The sequence below is a fragment of the Pseudomonas sp. AAC genome (genome assembly GCF_000725445.1).
Taxonomy (GTDB): Bacteria; Pseudomonadota; Gammaproteobacteria; order Pseudomonadales; family Pseudomonadaceae; genus Pseudomonas; species Pseudomonas citronellolis.
Window position 1 is genome coordinate 922690 of the sequence record NZ_KL647095.1, and the last position, 17235, is coordinate 939924.

The 17235-nt window shown below is 67.6% G+C and carries 15 protein-coding genes; 8 read left to right on the forward strand and 7 right to left on the reverse strand.

Annotation, left to right across the window (positions count from 1 at the left end; genetic code table 11):
* Nucleotides 1-22: 22 nt before the first annotated feature.
* From infB to FG99_RS09620, 8 genes are all read left to right on the forward strand, one after another.
* Nucleotides 23-2548 (forward strand): translation initiation factor IF-2, encoded by a 2526-nt coding sequence (gene infB, locus FG99_RS09585; RefSeq protein ID WP_043269013.1) that lies wholly within the window; start codon nucleotides 23-25, stop codon nucleotides 2546-2548.
* A gap of 103 nt (nucleotides 2549-2651) precedes the next feature.
* Nucleotides 2652-3041 carry a 30S ribosome-binding factor RbfA gene (gene rbfA / locus FG99_RS09590; RefSeq protein ID WP_009613040.1) on the forward strand — a complete coding sequence of 130 codons (390 nt, stop codon included), beginning with the start codon at nucleotides 2652-2654 and terminating at the stop codon, nucleotides 3039-3041.
* Between the two features lie 3 nt (nucleotides 3042-3044).
* Complete coding sequence (gene truB, locus FG99_RS09595) at nucleotides 3045-3959, forward strand: tRNA pseudouridine(55) synthase TruB (protein WP_043269015.1); 915 nt, start codon at nucleotides 3045-3047, stop codon at nucleotides 3957-3959.
* A gap of 99 nt (nucleotides 3960-4058) precedes the next feature.
* Nucleotides 4059-4328, forward strand: a complete 270-nt coding sequence (rpsO, locus tag FG99_RS09600; RefSeq protein ID WP_009613036.1) for a 30S ribosomal protein S15 — start codon at nucleotides 4059-4061, stop codon at nucleotides 4326-4328.
* Between the two features lie 166 nt (nucleotides 4329-4494).
* Nucleotides 4495-6600, forward strand: coding sequence for a polyribonucleotide nucleotidyltransferase (gene pnp, locus FG99_RS09605; RefSeq protein WP_009613034.1), 2106 nt, complete (start codon nucleotides 4495-4497; stop codon nucleotides 6598-6600).
* 90 nt (nucleotides 6601-6690) lie between these two features.
* Nucleotides 6691-8109 carry a hypothetical protein gene (locus FG99_RS09610; protein ID WP_043269017.1) on the forward strand — a complete coding sequence of 473 codons (1419 nt, stop codon included), beginning with the start codon at nucleotides 6691-6693 and terminating at the stop codon, nucleotides 8107-8109.
* A gap of 194 nt (nucleotides 8110-8303) precedes the next feature.
* Nucleotides 8304-8654 (forward strand): BON domain-containing protein, encoded by a 351-nt coding sequence (locus FG99_RS09615; RefSeq protein WP_009613032.1) that lies wholly within the window; start codon nucleotides 8304-8306, stop codon nucleotides 8652-8654.
* A 52-nt stretch (nucleotides 8655-8706) separates the two neighbouring features.
* On the forward strand, nucleotides 8707-8904 hold the full coding sequence (locus FG99_RS09620; RefSeq protein ID WP_009613031.1) for a CsbD family protein: 198 nt from the start codon (nucleotides 8707-8709) through the stop codon (nucleotides 8902-8904).
* A gap of 54 nt (nucleotides 8905-8958) precedes the next feature.
* Here the strand turns inward: FG99_RS09620 and FG99_RS09625 are convergent, their stop codons facing one another.
* The 7 genes from FG99_RS09625 to FG99_RS09655 form a co-directional block, all read right to left on the reverse strand.
* Nucleotides 8959-10410 (reverse strand): rhomboid family intramembrane serine protease, encoded by a 1452-nt coding sequence (locus FG99_RS09625; protein WP_043269019.1) that lies wholly within the window; start codon nucleotides 10408-10410, stop codon nucleotides 8959-8961.
* A gap of 59 nt (nucleotides 10411-10469) precedes the next feature.
* Nucleotides 10470-10766: a DUF2845 domain-containing protein gene (locus tag FG99_RS09630; RefSeq protein ID WP_043269021.1), complete on the reverse strand. Its 297-nt coding sequence runs from the start codon at nucleotides 10764-10766 to the stop codon at nucleotides 10470-10472.
* A gap of 16 nt (nucleotides 10767-10782) precedes the next feature.
* Complete coding sequence (locus tag FG99_RS09635; RefSeq protein WP_043269023.1) at nucleotides 10783-11073, reverse strand: DUF2845 domain-containing protein; 291 nt, start codon at nucleotides 11071-11073, stop codon at nucleotides 10783-10785.
* A gap of 11 nt (nucleotides 11074-11084) precedes the next feature.
* Entirely contained in the window at nucleotides 11085-14267 is a 3183-nt protein-coding gene (locus tag FG99_RS09640; RefSeq protein ID WP_043269025.1) for a DUF748 domain-containing protein, read from the reverse strand.
* 91 nt (nucleotides 14268-14358) lie between these two features.
* Complete coding sequence (locus tag FG99_RS09645; protein ID WP_009613026.1) at nucleotides 14359-14979, reverse strand: response regulator transcription factor; 621 nt, start codon at nucleotides 14977-14979, stop codon at nucleotides 14359-14361.
* Between the two features lie 77 nt (nucleotides 14980-15056).
* The gene (locus FG99_RS09650; protein WP_043269027.1) at nucleotides 15057-16235 is read right to left on the reverse strand and encodes an acetyl-CoA C-acetyltransferase; all 1179 of its coding nucleotides are present in this window, start codon (nucleotides 16233-16235) and stop codon (nucleotides 15057-15059) included.
* Nucleotides 16236-16352: 117 nt separating this feature from the next.
* The gene (locus FG99_RS09655) at nucleotides 16353-17231 is read right to left on the reverse strand and encodes an oxygenase MpaB family protein (protein ID WP_009613024.1); all 879 of its coding nucleotides are present in this window, start codon (nucleotides 17229-17231) and stop codon (nucleotides 16353-16355) included.
* Nucleotides 17232-17235: the final 4 nt, after the last annotated feature.

Here is a 17235-nt window from a genome sequence, read left to right on the forward strand (position 1 = left end):
CGCGGCCTGAGGAGAGAAATGCATGACGCAAGTCACGGTGAAAGAACTGGCCAAAACGGTCGATACGCCGGTCGAGCGCCTGCTGCAGCAGATGCGCGAGGCGGGCCTGCCGCACAGCAGTGCCGAGCAGGTAGTGACCGACAACGAAAAGCAGGCTCTGCTGGCGCACCTCAAGGGTGCCCATGGCGACCGCCTGGAAGAACCGCGCAAGATCACCCTGCAGCGTAAGACCACCTCCACCCTGCGGGTGGCCGGCAGCAAGACGGTGAGCGTCGAGGTTCGCAAGAAGAAGACCTACGTCAAGCGCAGCCCCGACGAGATCGAGGCCGAGCGCCAGCGCGAGCTGGAAGAGCAGCGCGCCGCCGAGGAAGCGGCTCGCCTGAAGGCCGAGGAAGAAGCCCGTCAGAAGGCCGAAGCCGAAGCCCGCCGTCAGGCCGAGGAAGCGGCTCGTCGCCAGCCTGACCAGGCTCCCCAGCCTGCGGCCCCCGCTGTCGCTGCCGGGGCTCCGACTGCCGCGCCTGTCGCGCCCGCCGCCGCTCCGGCTGCTGGCGAGGAGCGCAAGAAGGAAGCCGAAGTACGCCGTCCGCCCAAGCGCGAAGAGGAAGACGAGCGTCGCGATCGCAAGCATGCCCAGCATCGCCCGTCGATCAAGGAAAAGGAAAAGACCTCCGCGCCGCGCGTTGTTCGCACCGGTGTGGATGACGACGACAGTTTTGGTCGCCGTGGCGGCGGTCGCGGCAAGTCGAAGCTGAAGAAGCGTAACCAGCACGGGTTCCAGAGCCCGACAGGACCGATTGTGCGTGAAGTGAGTATCGGTGAGACCATCACAGTTGCTGAGCTGGCTCAGCAGATGTCGGTGAAGGGCGCCGAAGTCGTCAAGTTCATGTTCAAGATGGGCACCCCGGTGACCATCAACCAGGTACTCGACCAGGAGACCGCCCAACTGATCGCCGAGGAACTCGGCCACAAGGTCAAGCTGGTCAGCGAGAACGCACTGGAAGAGCAACTGGCCGAGTCGCTGAAGTTCGAAGGCGAGGCGGTAGCCCGTGCGCCGGTAGTGACCGTGATGGGCCACGTCGACCACGGCAAGACCTCGCTGCTCGACTACATCCGCCGTGCCAAGGTGGCCGCGGGCGAAGCCGGCGGCATCACCCAGCACATCGGCGCCTACCACGTGGAAACCGACCGCGGCATGGTCACCTTCCTCGACACCCCCGGCCACGCCGCGTTCACCGCGATGCGTGCCCGTGGCGCCCAGGCGACCGACATCGTCATCCTGGTGGTGGCGGCCGACGACGGCGTCATGCCGCAGACCCAGGAAGCCGTCCAGCACGCGAAAGCCGCTGGCGTGCCGATCGTGGTCGCGATCAACAAGATCGACAAGCCCGACGCCAACCCGGACAACATCAAGAACGGCCTGGCCGCGCTCGACGTGATCCCGGAAGAGTGGGGCGGCGACGCACCCTTCGTGCCGGTCTCGGCGAAGATGGGTACCGGTGTCGACGAGCTGCTCGAAGCCGTGCTGCTGCAGGCCGAAGTCCTGGAACTCAAAGCCACCCCGTCGGCCCCCGGCCGTGGCGTGGTGGTCGAGTCGCGCCTGGACAAGGGCCGTGGCCCGGTAGCCACCGTGCTGGTCCAGGACGGTACCCTGCGCCAGGGCGACATGATCCTCTGCGGCGTGAACTATGGCCGCGTGCGCGCCATGCTCGACGAGAACGGCAAGCCGATCAAGGAAGCCGGCCCGTCCATCCCGGTCGAGATCCTCGGCCTGGACGGCACGCCGGATGCCGGTGACGAAGTGACCGTGGTCGCCGACGAGAAGAAGGCCCGCGAAGTCGCGCTGTTCCGCCAGGGCAAGTTCCGCGAGGTCAAGCTGGCTCGCCAGCAGTCGGCCAAGCTGGAAAACATCTTCGAGAACATGGGCCAGGAAGAGAAGAAGACCCTCAACATCGTCCTCAAGGCCGACGTGCGTGGTTCCCTGGAAGCCCTGCAGGGCTCGCTCAGCGGCCTGGGCAACGAAGAAGTGCAGGTCCGCGTGGTCGGCGGCGGCGTCGGTGGCATCACCGAATCCGATGCCAACCTGGCGCTGGCCTCCAACGCGGTGCTGTTCGGCTTCAACGTCCGTGCCGACGCCGGTGCGCGCAAGATCGTCGAGGCCGAAGGCCTGGACATGCGTTACTACAACGTGATCTACGACATCATCGAAGACGTCAAGAAAGCCCTGACCGGCATGCTCGGCAGCGATGTCCGCGAGAACATCCTGGGTATCGCCGAAGTGCGTGACGTGTTCCGTTCGCCGAAGTTCGGCGCGGTCGCCGGCTGCATGGTCACCGAGGGCCTGGTGCACCGCAACCGTCCGATCCGCGTACTGCGCGACGACGTGGTGATCTTCGAAGGCGAGCTGGAATCGCTGCGCCGCTTCAAGGACGACGTGGCCGAAGTCCGTGCCGGCATGGAGTGCGGTATCGGCGTGAAGAGCTACAACGACGTCCGCGTCGGCGACAAGATCGAAGTGTTCGAGAAGGTCGAAGTCGCTCGTACCCTGTAAGGGCCGACGAGCGTAAACGCAGCGCCCGGGTCAGCCTTGCTGATCCGGGCGTTTGCCGCTTATTCGTCCGGTGCCCCTGGGCCACCGGAAGCAGGTTAGGAAAATGGCAAAAGAGTACAGCCGTACCCAACGCATCGGCGATCAGATGCAGCGCGAACTGGCGCTGCTGATCCAGCGCGAGGTCAAGGACCCGCGCCTGGGCCTGGTGACCATCACTGGCGTCGACGTGGCGCGCGACCTGTCCCACGCCAAGGTGTTCATCACCGTGATGGGGCAGGACGACAACGCCGAGCTGATCAAGCAGAACGTCTCGATCCTCAACGACGCCGCCGGCTTCCTGCGCATGCACCTGGGCAAGGCGATGAAGCTGCGCAGCGTGCCGCAGCTGCATTTCAGCTACGACGCCAGCATCCGCCGCGGCGCCGAGCTGTCGGCGCTGATCGAGCGGGCGGTGGCGGAAGACCGTCGTCACGGTGGCGGTTCCGAGGAGTAAGGCGTGGCCCAGGTGAAACGTATCCGCCGTGCGGTCAACGGCGTGCTGGTGCTCGACAAGCCGCGCGGCATGAGCTCCAACCAGGCCCTGCAGAAGGTGCGCTGGCTGCTCAATGCGGAAAAGGCCGGGCACACCGGCAGCCTCGACCCCCTGGCCACCGGCGTGCTGCCGCTGTGCTTCGGCGAGGCCACCAAGTTCTCCCAGTACCTGCTGGATGCCGACAAGGGCTACGAGACCCTGGCCCAGCTGGGCGTCACCACCACCACCGGCGACGCCGAGGGCGAGGTGCTCGAGGAACGCCAGGTGACCGTCGGTCGGGAGGCCCTGGAGGCCCTGCTGCCGCGCTTCCGCGGCGAAATAGAGCAGGTGCCGCCGATGTATTCGGCACTGAAGAAGGACGGCCAGCCGCTGTACAAGTTGGCCCGCGCAGGAGAGGTAGTGGAGCGCGAGGCGCGTTCTGTTACTATTGCGCGCTTGGAACTGCTGGCCTTCGAGGCGCCTTGCGCCACCCTGGCCGTTTCCTGCAGCAAGGGCACCTACATCCGCACCCTGGTCGAGGACATCGGCCGCGAGCTGGGCTGCGGCGCCCACGTGGCTGCGCTGCGGCGCACCCAGGCGGGCCCCTTCGGCCTGGCCCAGGCGGTGACGCTGGAGGAACTGGTGCAGGTCCATGCCGAGGGCGGCAACGAGGCCCTCGACCGCTTCCTGCTGCCGGTGGACGCCGGCCTGGAACACTGGCCGCTGCTGCAGCTGTCCGAGCACAGCGCCTACTATTGGCTGCACGGGCAGCCGGTACGCGCACCCGAGGCGCCGAAGTTCGGCATGCTGCGGGTACAGGATCACGAAGGTCGCTTCATCGGTATCGGTGAGGTGACCGACGACGGGCGCATCGCGCCGCGTCGACTGATTCGGTCGTAAGGCCGGAAACCCGAGGGTGGCTGTCAACAGGCACGGTCACACCTCCTTTATGAACACAGGGAAAAGTCCCTGGCCTGTTACCTCAGAGGAAAGCCCATCATGGCACTGAGCGTCCAAGAGAAAGCCCAGATCGTAAACGAGTACAAGCAAGCTGAAGGCGACACCGGTTCCCCGGAAGTGCAGGTTGCCCTGCTGTCCGCCAACATCAACAAGCTGCAGGACCACTTCAAGGCCAACGGCAAAGACCACCACTCCCGTCGTGGCCTGATCCGCATGGTCAACCAGCGCCGCAAGCTGCTGGACTACCTGAAGAACAAGGACACTGCTCGTTACAGCGCCCTGATCGGTCGCCTGGGCCTGCGTCGCTAAGACGTGAGCGAGCCGGAAGCTGGAAGTGGGAAGCTGGAAGTGGGGCGTTGCTCTTGCTTCCGGTTTTCGGCTTCCAGCTTTCGGCTTTTTTAGGGAATGATTTTGGGTCCGACTCCCGGCATTTCCACGATTTCCCCCAAGGCAACTAAGTGAAGGTAAAGACACCGTGAACCCGGTAACCAAGAAATTCCAGTTCGGTCAATCGACCGTAACCCTCGAGACTGGCCGCATCGCCCGCCAGGCCACCGGCGCCGTGCTGGTCACCATGGACGACGTCACCGTGCTGGTCACCGTCGTGGGCGCCAAGCAGGCCGACCCGAACAAGGGCTTCTTCCCGCTGTCCGTCCACTACCAGGAAAAGACCTACGCAGCCGGCCGCATCCCCGGTGGTTTCTTCAAGCGTGAAGGCCGTCCTTCCGAGAAGGAAACCCTGACCTCGCGCCTGATCGACCGTCCGATCCGCCCGCTGTTCCCCGAAGGCTTCATGAACGAAGTGCAGGTCGTCTGCACCGTCGTTTCCACCGGCAAGAAGACCGATCCGGACATCGCCGCCATGATCGGCACCTCCGCCGCCCTGGCGATCTCCGGCATTCCCTTCGCCGGCCCGATCGGCGCCGCCCGCGTGGGCTTCCACCCGGAAGTCGGCTACATCCTCAACCCGACCTACGAGCAACTGCAGAGCTCCAGCCTCGACATGGTCGTGGCCGGCACCTCCGACGCCGTGCTGATGGTCGAGTCCGAAGCCGACGAGCTGACCGAAGACCAGATGCTGGGCGCCGTGCTGTACGCCCATGAAGAATTCCAGGCGGTCATCCGCGCCGTCGCCGAACTGGCCACCGAAGCCGGCAAGCCGAGCTGGAACTGGAGCGCCCCGGCCGAGAACACCGCCCTGATCGAGGCCATCAAGGCCGAGTTCGGCGCCGCCATTTCCGACGCCTACACCATCACCATCAAGCAGGAGCGCTACGCCGCCCTGGACGCCCTGCGCGAAGAGATCGTCGCCAGGTTCGCCGGCGAAGGCGAAGGCCAGTACTCGGCCAGCGAGGTCAAGGACGTCTTCGGCCTGCTGGAATACCGCACCGTTCGCGAGAACATCGTCAACGGCAAGCCGCGTATCGACGGTCGCGACACCCGCACCGTGCGTCCGCTGAAGATCGAAGTCGGCGTGCTCGGCAAGACCCACGGCTCGGCCCTGTTCACCCGTGGCGAAACCCAGGCCCTGGTCGTCGCCACCCTCGGCACCGCCCGCGACGCCCAGTTGCTCGACACCCTCGAAGGCGAGCGCAAGGACCCGTTCATGCTGCACTACAACTTCCCGCCGTTCTCGGTGGGCGAGTGCGGCCGAATGGGCAGCCCGGGCCGTCGCGAAATCGGCCACGGCCGCCTGGCCCGTCGTGGCGTCGCCGCCATGCTGCCGTCGCAGGACGAGTTCCCCTACACCATCCGCGTGGTTTCCGAGATCACCGAATCCAACGGTTCCAGCTCCATGGCTTCCGTGTGCGGCGCCTCCCTGGCGCTGATGGACGCCGGCGTGCCGGTTCGCGCTCCGGTTGCCGGGATCGCCATGGGCCTGGTCAAGGAAGGCGACAAGTTCGCCGTCCTGACCGACATCCTGGGTGACGAAGACCACCTGGGCGACATGGACTTCAAGGTCGCCGGTACCGCCAAGGGCGTCACCGCCCTGCAGATGGACATCAAGATCAACGGCATCACCGAAGAGATCATGGAGATCGCCCTGGAGCAGGCGCTGGAAGCGCGCCTGAACATCCTCGGCCAGATGAACCAGGTCATCGCCCAGCCGCGCGCCGAGCTGTCGGAAAACGCCCCGACCATGCTGTCGATGAAGATCGATCCGGACAAGATCCGCGACGTCATCGGCAAGGGCGGCGCCACCATCCGCGGCATCTGCGAAGAGACCAAGGCCTCGATCGACATCGAGGACGACGGCAGCGTGAAGATCTACGGCGAAACCAAGGAAGCCGCCGAGGCCGCCAAGCAGCGCGTCCTGGGCATCACCGCGGAAGCCGAGATCGGCAAGATCTACGTCGGCAAGGTCGAGCGTATCGTCGACTTCGGCGCCTTCGTCAACATCCTGCCGGGCAAGGACGGTCTGGTGCACATCTCGCAGATCAGCGACAAGCGCATCGACAAGGTCACCGACGTGCTCAAGGAAGGCGAGGAAGTCAAGGTCCTGGTTCTGGACGTCGACAACCGTGGCCGCATCAAGCTGTCCATCAAGGATGTAGCCGCCGCAGAAGCCTCCGGCGTCTAAGCGGTAGCAAAATGAAAGAGGGCCCCTTGCGGGCCCTCTTTTTTTGCCTGGAAAATGGCGCCTCGCCAGCACGCAAGGACAGCCAGGCCGATGGACAAGCATTACTGCCACTACCACCAGGCGCAGCCCGCCACCTGGTTCTGCCTGCCGTGCCAGCGCCACTACGGCGACTGCTGCGTGCCGCTGAACGCCGACGCGCCGGAATACGCCCCGGCCTGCCCGCTGTGCCGCAACGGCCTGCAGTACCTGGGCGCGGCCAACAGCGCCCAGCCGTTCTGGGAGCGCCTGCCGAAGTTCTTCGCCTACGCCCTGCAACCGGGCCCGCTGATGTTCGCCGCGGCGCTGGCCCTGGCCAGCCTGTTCATGCCCAGCATGCTGCTGCTGTGGCTGGCCCTGCTGAGCGTGGCCACCAAGTACCTGCACAGCGTCATCGAGGCGGTCAGCCTGGGCAGCAACGATGCGCCCGGCCTGGGCGAGGCCTTCGACCTCTCCAGCCTGGGCGCCTTCCTGCGCCAGCTGGCGGTGTTCGTCGTGGCCGCGGTGCTGCTCTGGCTGGCCGCGGACTTCGACAATCCCTCGCTGTTCTGGGCGGTGAACGTCGCCCTGGTGCTGGTGTTGCCGGCCAGCGTCATCCGCCTGGCCCTGGACAAGAGCCTGGGCGCGGCGCTCAGCCCGGTGGAAGTCGGCCAGGTGATCGGCGCCATGGGCTGGCGCTACCTGATCCTCTGCGTGTTCCTGTTCATCCTCTGGCAATCGCCGAACTACCTGGCCTGGCTGCTCGGCTTCGGCCTGCCCAAGGTGGTGCTGATGCCGGTGATGGTGGCGCTGCTCGGCTACTTCGGCGTGGTGATGTGCGCAATGATGGGTTACGCCGTGTTCCAGTACCAGGGCGCGCTGGGCTACGCGGTGGCTGGCGATGACCTCGTGCAGGGCTTCCCCGAGGCCGAATGGCGCCGGCGCCGGGCGCTGGCAGAAGCCGAAGTGCGGGTGAAGGAAGGGCAGGGCGGCGCCGCCGTGGAAACCCTGGCCGCGGCCCTGCGCCAGGACCCCGAGGACCTGCGCCTGAACGAGCGCTACCACCAACTGCTGTACGGGCTGAACGAGCGCGAGGCCTGCCTGGCCCACCTGGCGGGCTACCTGCCCCTGGCGACGCGGCTGAACCCGCAACTGGCGGCCGGCGCGCTGCTCGATGCCCGGCAGTTGCAGGCCGACTACCTGCCGGACGATCCGCTGGTGTGCGAACGCATCGCCGAGGTGCTGCTGCAGCGGCACAAGGCCCGCGAGGCCCTGAGCCTGCTGCGCAACCTGCACCAGCGCTTCCCGCAGTACCCGCAGATTCCGCGGGCGTACCTGCTGGCCGCGCGCGGCTTCGCCGAAGGCCTCGGGCAACTGGAGCCGGCCGGCAAGCTGCTGGCGTTCATCCGCCAGCGCTACCCGGACACGCCGCTGCTCGCCGAGGTGGCCAGCCTGGAACAGGTGCTGGAGAAGATGGCCCGCCAGGGCGGTTAGCCCGTGCAAATTGCACGGCGCCTTGGCCCCCAGTGTGCAATTTGCCGGTCCAGGGGCCCCGGGCGATTTTGCTAGGTGTTTGATTTAAAAGGAATTAGCCTTCGCGGAAAAACTGGCCCGGAGCTTGCGATATCCCTTGTGAAACTGCCGCCAGGCATGGTCGCAGTTCCTTGCAAAGTACAGGAGAGATCGCCATGAAACACCGTTTCAGCAAACTGGCCCTTGCCGCTGCCACCGCTTCCGCCCTGAGCTTCTCGCTCGCCAGCCCGGTGTTCGCGCAACCGACGACCCTCGCTGCGAATGACACCGTGCAGAAGACCGAGGAAGCGGTTTCCGATACCTGGATCACCAGCAAGGTGAAATCCAGCCTGATCGCCAACAAGGACATCAGCGGCACCAGCATCAAGGTGGAAACCAACCAGGGTGTGGTCTCCCTGTCCGGTACCGTGAAGACCGACGCCGAGCGTGACCTGGCGATCGAAACCACCAAGGGCATCAAGGGCGTCAAGGCGGTTTCCGCCGACGGCCTGAAGGCCGTGGACTGACAATGGCGGCCCGGCTCGCGCCGGGCCTGCCCATCGAACGAGGAATAGCGTGATGAATTCCGACGTGATCAAGGGCAAGTGGAAGCAGCTGTCCGGCACCCTGAAGGAAAAGTGGGGCAAGCTGACCGACGATGACCTGCAGGTGGCCGACGGACATGCCGAATACCTGGTCGGCAAGCTGCAGGAGCGCTACGGCTGGAGCCGCGACCGCGCAGAGCAGGAAGTCCGCGACTTCAGCGACCGCCTGTAACCCCGCATAGCGTTGCGCCAGGCCCCGCCGGTGAAAGCCGGCGGGGCCTTTTCGTCAGCGCGCCAGTTGCTGCTGGTAGAGCGCCAGCTGGCGCGTCTGCTCGGCCTCGGGGTAGCGCTGGCGAAGGAACTGCGCCAGTTCGCGCAGGCCCTGGCTGTCGCGCTGGGCGCCGAGGCGCTTGGCCAGTTGCAGAGTCATCTGCGGCAGCTGCGCCGGATGCTGGCCGCTTTTCGCCAGGCGCCGCCAGGCTCCCAGGGCGCGCGGCCCGTCTTCCAGTTGCAGGAGCCTCTGCAGCAGGTGCAACTGCACCGCGGGGTGGGCCAACTGGCGCTGTTTCTCCGCGGCGCTGTCGTCGGCCAGACGGCGCAACAGGGCGGCGGCCTCGCTCGGCGGCAGGGCGAACAGCTGCTTGAGCACGGCGCCGAGCAGCGCCGCATCCTGGCGGGAGACCGCCACGCCGTACAGGCGTTCGATCAGCAGCAGGCGCCCGGGGTGGCGCAGCAGCAGGTCCTGTCCGCGGCTTGCCGCCTGGTCCAGGGCGAAGCGGCCGATCAGGGCGTCGAGGGCGGCCAGGTCGCGCTTGAAGCCGGCGTCGGGGTCTTCCTTGGCCAGGTAGGCTTCGTCGACCTTCAGCCGCCCGAAGCGGCGCGGCAGCCACACCAGCAGGAAGCCCGAGGCCAGGCCGCCGAGGTGGGCGTAGTAGTTGACGTGGTCGGCGGCGCGCAGCAGGCCGTAGAGCTCCTTACCCATCCATAGCGGCAGTATCCACAGTGCCGGCGCGCTGAAGTAGCCGAGCAGCGGCCCCAGCCAGTAGAAGAAGCGGATGCGCCGCAACCCGTAGACGCCGATGTACATGCCCATCAGCCCGGAGATGGCGCCGGAGGCGCCGATGCCGGTGACCCATACCGGGTCCAGCGCCCACCACAGCAGCCCGGAGCAGAGCCCGCTGACCAGGTACAGGGCGAGGTACTTGAGGCGGCCCAGGGCGATTTCCAGGGCGAAGCCGAAGATGAACAGGAACACCATGTTGCCGGCCAGGTGCCAGAAGTCGCCGTGTAGGAACATGGAGCCGAACAGCCCCTGCAGGCTGAATTGCGCGGGGATGAAGCCGAAGCGCAGTGAGCTCAGGCGGTCCCGCGCGGCCTCGGCGCTGGCCCGCGCCGCTTGCCAGGCCGGGTCCTGCTGGAAGGCCGGCTGGCCGCGCAGTTCATGGCCGAACTCCAGGTCGCGGAGGATCAGCCACGCCAGGTCCTGGCGGCGCAGGCCCTCGATGGCGCGCTTCTGGTTGTCGTCCAGCTTCTCGCGGCGCGCCAGCGATTCGCCGAACAGCGCGCGCTCGCGGCCCAGCAGGTCCAGCTCCAGGTAGACGCCGACGGCCTGTTCCTGGCGGGCCCGGTCGCCACCCTGGTAGACGAAGAAGATCAGGCAGTTGAGCAGGATCAGCAGCAGCGTGACCAGCGGCGGCTTCTTCCAGTCCAGCGGGTGTTCGGCGGGCACGATGAGCATGGGCGACCTGTCCTTGGCGGTGATGGCGCGAGACTATCACCGGCATCGGGCGCTGTCTGTCAGTTGCTGCGCTTGCTCTGGATGGCGTCGACGCGGTTGCCGCGCAAGCGCACGAAATACAGCATGCCGTTCCAGGGCCCGTAGATCCATTCCTCCACCCGCACCTCCTCGCGATGGCCCCAGTCGCCGACGACGATGCGGTTGCCCAGGTAGGAACGGTCCACCGGCTGGCCGCAGCGTTCGAGCACGTCGCTGCTGCTGTCGCCGCTGCTGATCAGGCGGCTGCCGCAGCGCAGGCTGTCGGCCAGCGCCGGGGCGGCGGCGAGCAGCAGCAGGGGGAGGACGAACAGGCGCATGGCGGCTCCGCTGCGGTCAGTCGCGCTTGAATTCGATGCGCTTGAGGCGGTTGGCTTCGAAGGTGAGGATGTAGGTGGCGCCGTTGCGCGGGCCGTACACCCATTCCTCGACCTTGAACTCGCGGCGGTCGTAGCCGCCGAGGGTGTAGCCGACGTCGTCGCGATGGTCCGGCGCGCCGCACTTCTGCTCCACTTCCCAGGCGCGGTCGCCGACGCTGACCAGAGCGCTGCCGCAGCGCATGCTGTCGGCCTGGGCGCCGGCGCTGGCCAGCAGCAGGGCGCCGGCCAGCAGGGGAAGGGACTTCATCGGGGCGTGCCTCATTCGCTGTCGAGGTGGAGCTGGGTGACGACCTCGCCGCCCTTTTCCACCTCGGCCTGGCTGACGTCGATCAGGTAGATGCGATCATCCCCCAGTCCGCCCTTGGTGACCAGATAGTCCTTGATGTGCGCGCCGCGCTCCTGGGCCAGCTTGCGCAGCAGCAACTGGCTGCCGCTCCAGGAGTCGACCACCGCCTGGCGCAGCTTGGCGGTGCGCTCGTCCTTGCCCAGTTCCTGCCACTCGGCCGGCGGCTGTTTCTTCAGGCGCGTGCGGTAGATGCCTTCGAGCAGGGCCGGCTGCAGGTCTTCCGGCACCTCCAGCTGGCTGGCGTCGCTGGGCACCTTGTCGCCGCGGCGCTGCAGCATCTTGTAGTAGTTGCTACGGAATTCCTGCTGCAGGCGCTGCTCGGCCAGCAGCGGGCCATCGGCCGCGGCGGCGCTCACCCCCTCGACTTCCAGCTTCAGCGCCGGGCGCTGCTTGAGCGCGGCGGCGAGCTTGTCGAGGTTGCCTTGCGCAGCGGGCGTCAGCTCGCTGGAGCCGGCGGCGAAGGGCACGTTGCCCAGGTCCTCGTCGCCACCGCCGGCGGCCAGGCCGGCGATGAACTTGAAGGGCGCCTGCACGGCGCGCAGCACCAGGTTGCGCAGGGTCTGCCAGACGATGGGCATGACGCTGAACTGCGGGTTGTTCAGGTCGCCCTCCACCGGCAGCTGGATGTCGATGTTGCCGTTGGTGTCCTTGAGCAGGGCCACCGCCAGCTTCACCGGCAGGTCGACGGCGTCGGGGCTGTCGACCTTCTCGCCCAGCTGCAGGTGTTCCACCAGCACCTTGTTGTCGGCCTTCAGCTGGCCCTTGGTGATCTGGTAGTGCAGGTCGAGGTTGAGCCGGCCCTTGCGGATGCGGTAGCCGGCGAACTTGCCGGAGTAGGGCGTCAGGGTGGTCAACTCGACGCGCTTGAAGCTGGTGGCGATATCCAGCTTTTCCAGCGGCGAGAAGGGGTTGAGGCTGCCCTTGATGGTGACTGGGGCGTACTTGTCGACCTTGCCCTTGATGTCGACGCTGGCCGGCTGCGGGTTGCGGTTGTCGAGGGTGCCGATCTCGCCGCCCAGCTGCTGGATGGCGGTGGCGAAGTCCGGGCGCAGGGTCAGGTCGGCGAAGTTGGCCGAGCCGTCGTTGATGCGGATGCCGCCGATGTGGATGCCCAGGGGCTTGTCGCTGCCGGCCTTGGCCGGGCTGGCGGCGCCCTTGGCCGCCGGCTGCTCGGGCTGGGCGATGATCAGCTCGCTGACGTTGGTGCTGCGGTCCTCGTTGATGATGAAGCGCGCGTAGGGCTGCTCGAAGGACACGCTCTGGATCACCAGGCTGTCGCCATGCTTGTAGGCCAGCCCGTCGAGGGTGAGCTTCTGCCATTTGACGAAGTCGCGGCTCTTGAGGGTGTCCAGGGTGTGCAACTGGCTGACCTCGGCGCTGCCGCCGACGCTGAAGGCCAGCGGCTCGGTGCTCTTGAGGTCGACGTCGAGCTTGCTGGCGAGGAAGCCGCTGCGCAGCTCCAGGCGGATGAAGGGCTCCAGGTACGACTGCGCCAGGCGCAGGTCGATGTCGCGGGTGGCGACCTTGAGCCTGGCGCTGACCGGGTTGGGGATGACGCTGCCGCTGGCCTCGATCAGCCCGCGGTTGCCGATGCCGGTCTTGAGCTTGAGCTGCAGCGCCTGGGTCAGCGAGCTGTCGAGGTCCTGCAGGTCGAGGTCCAGCGGGCCGACGTCCAGGGCCACCGACCTGGCCGGCACGCGGTCGGCCAGGTGCACCTTGTAGCCGCGCAGCTGGGTGTCGCGCAGGACCACGTGCCAGGGCTTCTGCGGCTCGGTCGGCCTGGCCGGTTCCGGCGGCGGGCTTGCCGGCTTGTCGGCGGCGGCCGCAGCCTGGTCGGCTTGGGCTTGGGCTTGGGCTTGGGCTTGGGCTTGGGCTTGGGCTTGGGCCTCTGCTTCAGGTTTGGCCTCGGGCTTCGCCGCGGCCTGGGTTTCGGTCTTGTCCGCCGGGGCCGCATCGGTCTTGGCGGGCGCAGGGCTGGCTGCGTCCGCTACGGGCTTGGCGGCCGCAGTGGCGTCGGCGGGTTTCGCCGCGGCATCGGCCGTGGGCACCGGCTGTTCGGCAGGGGCAGGGGCCGGCTTGCGCGCGGGCTTCTGGAAGTCGGCGAAGAGTTTCTGCCAGTCGAGCTGGCCGTCCTTCTCGCGGGCGGCCCAGGTTTCCAGGCCCTGGCTGCGGATCTGGCCGACCAGCACTTCGCGCTTGGCCAGGTCCAGGCTGGTCTCGGCCACGTCGAGGCTGGCCAGGGTGACCAGCGGCTTGCCGGCCGGGCTCTTGAGGTCGAGGTCGCGCAGGTTGGCGCTGGTCTTTTCCAACTGCAGCTGGGTGTCCTTGCTCAGGTCCAGCTTGTACTCGGTGGCAACGCTGAGGATGCCCTTCTGCAACTCCAGCGGCGCGTTGTCGCGCACGTAGGGCCACCAGGCCTTGAGCGGAATGCCCTGGATCGACAGGCTGCCGCTGGAGGCGAGCGGAGTCAGGCTGAGGTCGCCCTTCCAGTCGACCTTGCCGCCGTGGGGGCCGGCGCCGCTCAGGGTCATCTGCGCGCCGCTGTCGGGCAGGGTGCTGAGGTTGTGCAGCTCGAAGCCCAGCGGGTCGAAGACGAAATCCACCTGCTCGCTCGGGCGGTTGTCCTGGAAGTGCACGCTGCCCTGGCTCAGGGCGACGCGCTCGATGCGCAGCGGGAAGGGCTTGCTGTCCGGCTGCTCGGGCTTGGGCTCGCTGGGCGGCAGCTTGAACAGGCGGCCGAGGTTGAGGCTGCCGTCCTCGGCGAACACCACTTCGCCATGGGGCTTGTCCAGTTGCACGTCGGCCAGGTGCAGCTGGCGCGTCCACAGGCTGTCGAGCTGCAGGTTGGCGTACAGGCGCTCGAAGGCCACCTGCTCCTGGCCGGGCTGGCCGATGCGCAGGCCCCAGACGTTCAGCTCCAGGCTGAAGGGGTTGAGTTCGATGCGCTCGATGTGCGCCGGCACGGTGGCGTACTGGGCCAGTTGCTGGTTGGCCACGCGCAGGGCGATGCCGGGGAGGATCAGGAAGCCCAGCAGGCAATAGAGGAGGAACAGCAGCACCAGGGTGCCGATCGCGCGAATCAATCCTTTGGGCATAGCGGGAGTCATTTTCCGTCGTGGCGTACCTCGGAGTATGGCACGCGTGCAAAGTTCCAAGTCTTGAGCCGTGGCAGCGCGGCCGCGGCGCTCAGGCCTGCAGGTTGTGCTGGCGGGCGAACTCCACCAGGTCCACCAGGCTGTTCAGCTGCAGTTTCTCGAGGATGCGCGTCTTGTAGGTGCTGACGGTCTTCTGGCTGAGGAACAGCTCCTCGGCGATCTGCTTGTTGCTCTGGCCGCGCACCAGGCTGCGCAGCACCACCAGCTCGCGCGGGGTGAGCGCCGCCACCGGGTCGTCGCCGGGCTGCCCGGGCGCGCCCAGGGGGCGCTCGGGGAAGCAGCGGTAGCCGGCGACCAGCATGCGCGCGGCGTTGAGGATGGCCGTGGTGTCCTTGTTCTTGCTGACGAAGCCGTGCCCGCCGGCGGCTTCCACGCGGCTGGCGTAGAGCCGCTCGTCCTGGGAGCTGAGCACCAGCAGGCGGATGTTCTCGTCGAAGATGTGCACCCGCGCCAGCAGGTCCATGCCGTCCATGCCCGGCAGGTTGAGGTCGAGGATGACCAGGTCGGGCTTGTGCTGGCGCACCAGGTTGAGCCCGGCGTTGCCATCGTCGGCCTCGCCGACGATTTCGAACTGGGGGTCCTGGGCGAGCAGCGAGCGAATCGCCAGGCGCATGGCCGGGTGATCCTCCACCACGATGACGCGTTTGTTCATGGGCAATCCTTTAAGGCGCGATCCGCCCAATGAAGATAGCCCAGTTGGCGCGACCTTGCGGCCGCGCCCGGCGAGGCTCAGCGTTGCAGGGCCAGCGCGACGCCCTGGCCGCCGCCGATGCAGAGGGTGGCGAGGCCCTTCTTCGCGTCGCGGCGGAGCATTTCGTGCAGCAGGGTGACCAGCACGCGGCAGCCGGAGGCGCCGATGGGGTGGCCGAGGGCGATGGCGCCGCCGTTGACGTTGACCTTGGCGGCGTCCCAGCCCAGTTCCTTGCCCACCGCCAGGGACTGCGCGGCGAAGGCTTCGTTGGCCTCGATCAGGTCCAGCTCGGCCAACTGCCAGCCGGCCTTGTCCAGGCAGCGGCGGGTGGCGGAGACCGGGCCGATGCCCATGATCGCCGGGTCGACGCCGGCATTGGCGTAGGCGGCGATGCGCGCCAGCACCGGCAGGCCCAGTTCGGCGGCCTTGGCGGCGCTCATCAGCAGCACGGCGGCGGCGCCGTCGTTGAGGCTGGAGGCGTTGCCGGCGGTGACGCTGCCGTCTTTCTTGAAGGCCGGCTTGAGCTTGGCCAGGGACTCGGCGCTGGTGCCGGCGCGGACCTGTTCGTCGGTGGCGAAGCGCAGCGGTTCGCCCTTGCGCTGGGGAATCTCGATGGGGGTGATCTCCGCCTCGAAGCGCCCGGCGGCGATGGCTTCGGCGGCCTTGCGCTGGGACTCGGCGGCGAAGGCGTCCTGCTCCTCGCGGCTGATGCCGTACTTGTCCACCAGGTTCTCGGCGGTGATGCCCATGTGGTAGTCGTTGAAGGCGTCCCACAGGCCGTCGACGATCATGCTGTCGAGCAGTTGCGCATGGCCCATGCGCAGGCCGGTGCGGGCCTTGGGCAGCACGTAGGGCGACAGGCTCATGCTTTCCTGGCCGCCGGCGATGATCACCTGGGCATCGCCGCAGCGGATGGCCTGGGCGGCCAGGTGCAGGGCCTTGAGGCCCGAGCCGCAGACCTTGTTGACGGTCATCGCCGGTACGCTGTTCGGCAGGCCGGCGGCGATGGCGGCCTGGCGCGCGGGGTTCTGCCCGGCGCCGGCGGTGAGGGTCTGGCCGAGGATGACTTCGTCGACCGCCTCGGCGGCGACGCCGGTCTGTTCGAGCAGGCGGCGGATCACCGCGGCGCCCAGCTCATGGGCCGGCAGGGCCGACAGGGAACCCTGGAAGCTGCCGATGGCGGTGCGGGTGGCAGCGACTATGACGACATCTTGCATGACACGAATCCTCAGCATGGGGGCGGCGCGGGCCGCGGCGAACGAGCGGGCATGGTTGCACAGGCGGGCATGGCCGACCACTCTCCGAACCGCTGAGTCAGGCGCGGGATCGGCCGGTCAGCGCAGCGGCGGCAGGCCCATGCGCCGGCGCGCGCGATGCAGCGAGCCGTTGCGCACCGCCCAGCGCAGCAGTGGCACGCTGCGCTTCACGCTGGTGCGGATCAACTGGCGTTGCAGCGGGCGCAGGGAGAAACCGAGCATGTCGGCGGCCCAGTCCGGCAGCAGGTCGATGCCGGCGCGCATCATCAGCGCGCTGAAGGGCCTGGCCAGGGAGCTGGGCGCCGGGGCGTCGAGCAGCACCTCGACCACGTCGCGGGTGCGCTCGTTGTAGCGCAGCTGGGGGCGCATGCGCTCCAGGTACTCGGCCACCTCCAGGCGCGAGCGCGGCACGTCGCGGGCGCCCAGGCGTTCGGCGACCAGGGCGATCTCGTCGTAGTAGCGATCCTGCTCGCTGCCGGGCAGCTCGGGGTTCAGGTAGCGCAGGTGCGACTTGAGGAAGCAACTGACCTCGGCGACGTGCACCCAGGTCAGCAGGTCCGGATCGCTGGCCGCATAGGGCGTGCCGTCGGGCAGGGTGCCGCTGACGTTGTCGTGGATGCGCCGCACCCGGGCGATCAGCTTTTCGGCGTCGGCCACCGAGCCGTAGGTGGTGGTGGAGATGAACTGGCCGGTGCGGCGCAGGCGGCCGAGCATGTCGGCGCGGAAGTTGGAGTGGTCCCAGACGCCGCCCAGGGCGGCGGGATGGAGCATCTGCAGGAGCAGGGCGCTGATGCCGCCGATGAGCATGGAGCTGAAGTCGCCATGGACTTTCCAGCAGGCCGAGTCGGGGCCGAACAGGCCCGGGTCGCCCTTGGGGGATTCGAAATCGACGCCCCCAAGGGCGAGTCCGGTCAGGCTCAGGACCTGGCTTTCGATATGACGGCGAACGGTTTCCATGTCG

What these genes read in the sequence shown, in the direction of transcription:
- FG99_RS09640 (WP_043269025.1), bottom strand. Translation starts at nt 14,267, where the DNA reads ATGCCCAAAGGATTGATTCGCGCGATCGGCACCCTGGTGCTGCTGTTC.
- rbfA (WP_009613040.1), top strand. Translation starts at nt 2,652, where the DNA reads ATGGCAAAAGAGTACAGCCGTACCCAACGCATCGGCGATCAGATGCAG.
- infB (WP_043269013.1), top strand. Translation starts at nt 23, where the DNA reads ATGACGCAAGTCACGGTGAAAGAACTGGCCAAAACGGTCGATACGCCG.
- FG99_RS09650 (WP_043269027.1), bottom strand. Translation starts at nt 16,235, where the DNA reads ATGCAAGATGTCGTCATAGTCGCTGCCACCCGCACCGCCATCGGCAGC.
- FG99_RS09645 (WP_009613026.1), bottom strand. Translation starts at nt 14,979, where the DNA reads ATGAACAAACGCGTCATCGTGGTGGAGGATCACCCGGCCATGCGCCTG.
- FG99_RS09610 (WP_043269017.1), top strand. Translation starts at nt 6,691, where the DNA reads ATGGACAAGCATTACTGCCACTACCACCAGGCGCAGCCCGCCACCTGG.
- FG99_RS09630 (WP_043269021.1), bottom strand. Translation starts at nt 10,766, where the DNA reads ATGCGCCTGTTCGTCCTCCCCCTGCTGCTGCTCGCCGCCGCCCCGGCG.
- rpsO (WP_009613036.1), top strand. Translation starts at nt 4,059, where the DNA reads ATGGCACTGAGCGTCCAAGAGAAAGCCCAGATCGTAAACGAGTACAAG.
- FG99_RS09615 (WP_009613032.1), top strand. Translation starts at nt 8,304, where the DNA reads ATGAAACACCGTTTCAGCAAACTGGCCCTTGCCGCTGCCACCGCTTCC.
- FG99_RS09625 (WP_043269019.1), bottom strand. Translation starts at nt 10,410, where the DNA reads ATGCTCATCGTGCCCGCCGAACACCCGCTGGACTGGAAGAAGCCGCCG.
- FG99_RS09620 (WP_009613031.1), top strand. Translation starts at nt 8,707, where the DNA reads ATGAATTCCGACGTGATCAAGGGCAAGTGGAAGCAGCTGTCCGGCACC.
- FG99_RS09655 (WP_009613024.1), bottom strand. Translation starts at nt 17,231, where the DNA reads ATGGAAACCGTTCGCCGTCATATCGAAAGCCAGGTCCTGAGCCTGACC.
- FG99_RS09635 (WP_043269023.1), bottom strand. Translation starts at nt 11,073, where the DNA reads ATGAAGTCCCTTCCCCTGCTGGCCGGCGCCCTGCTGCTGGCCAGCGCC.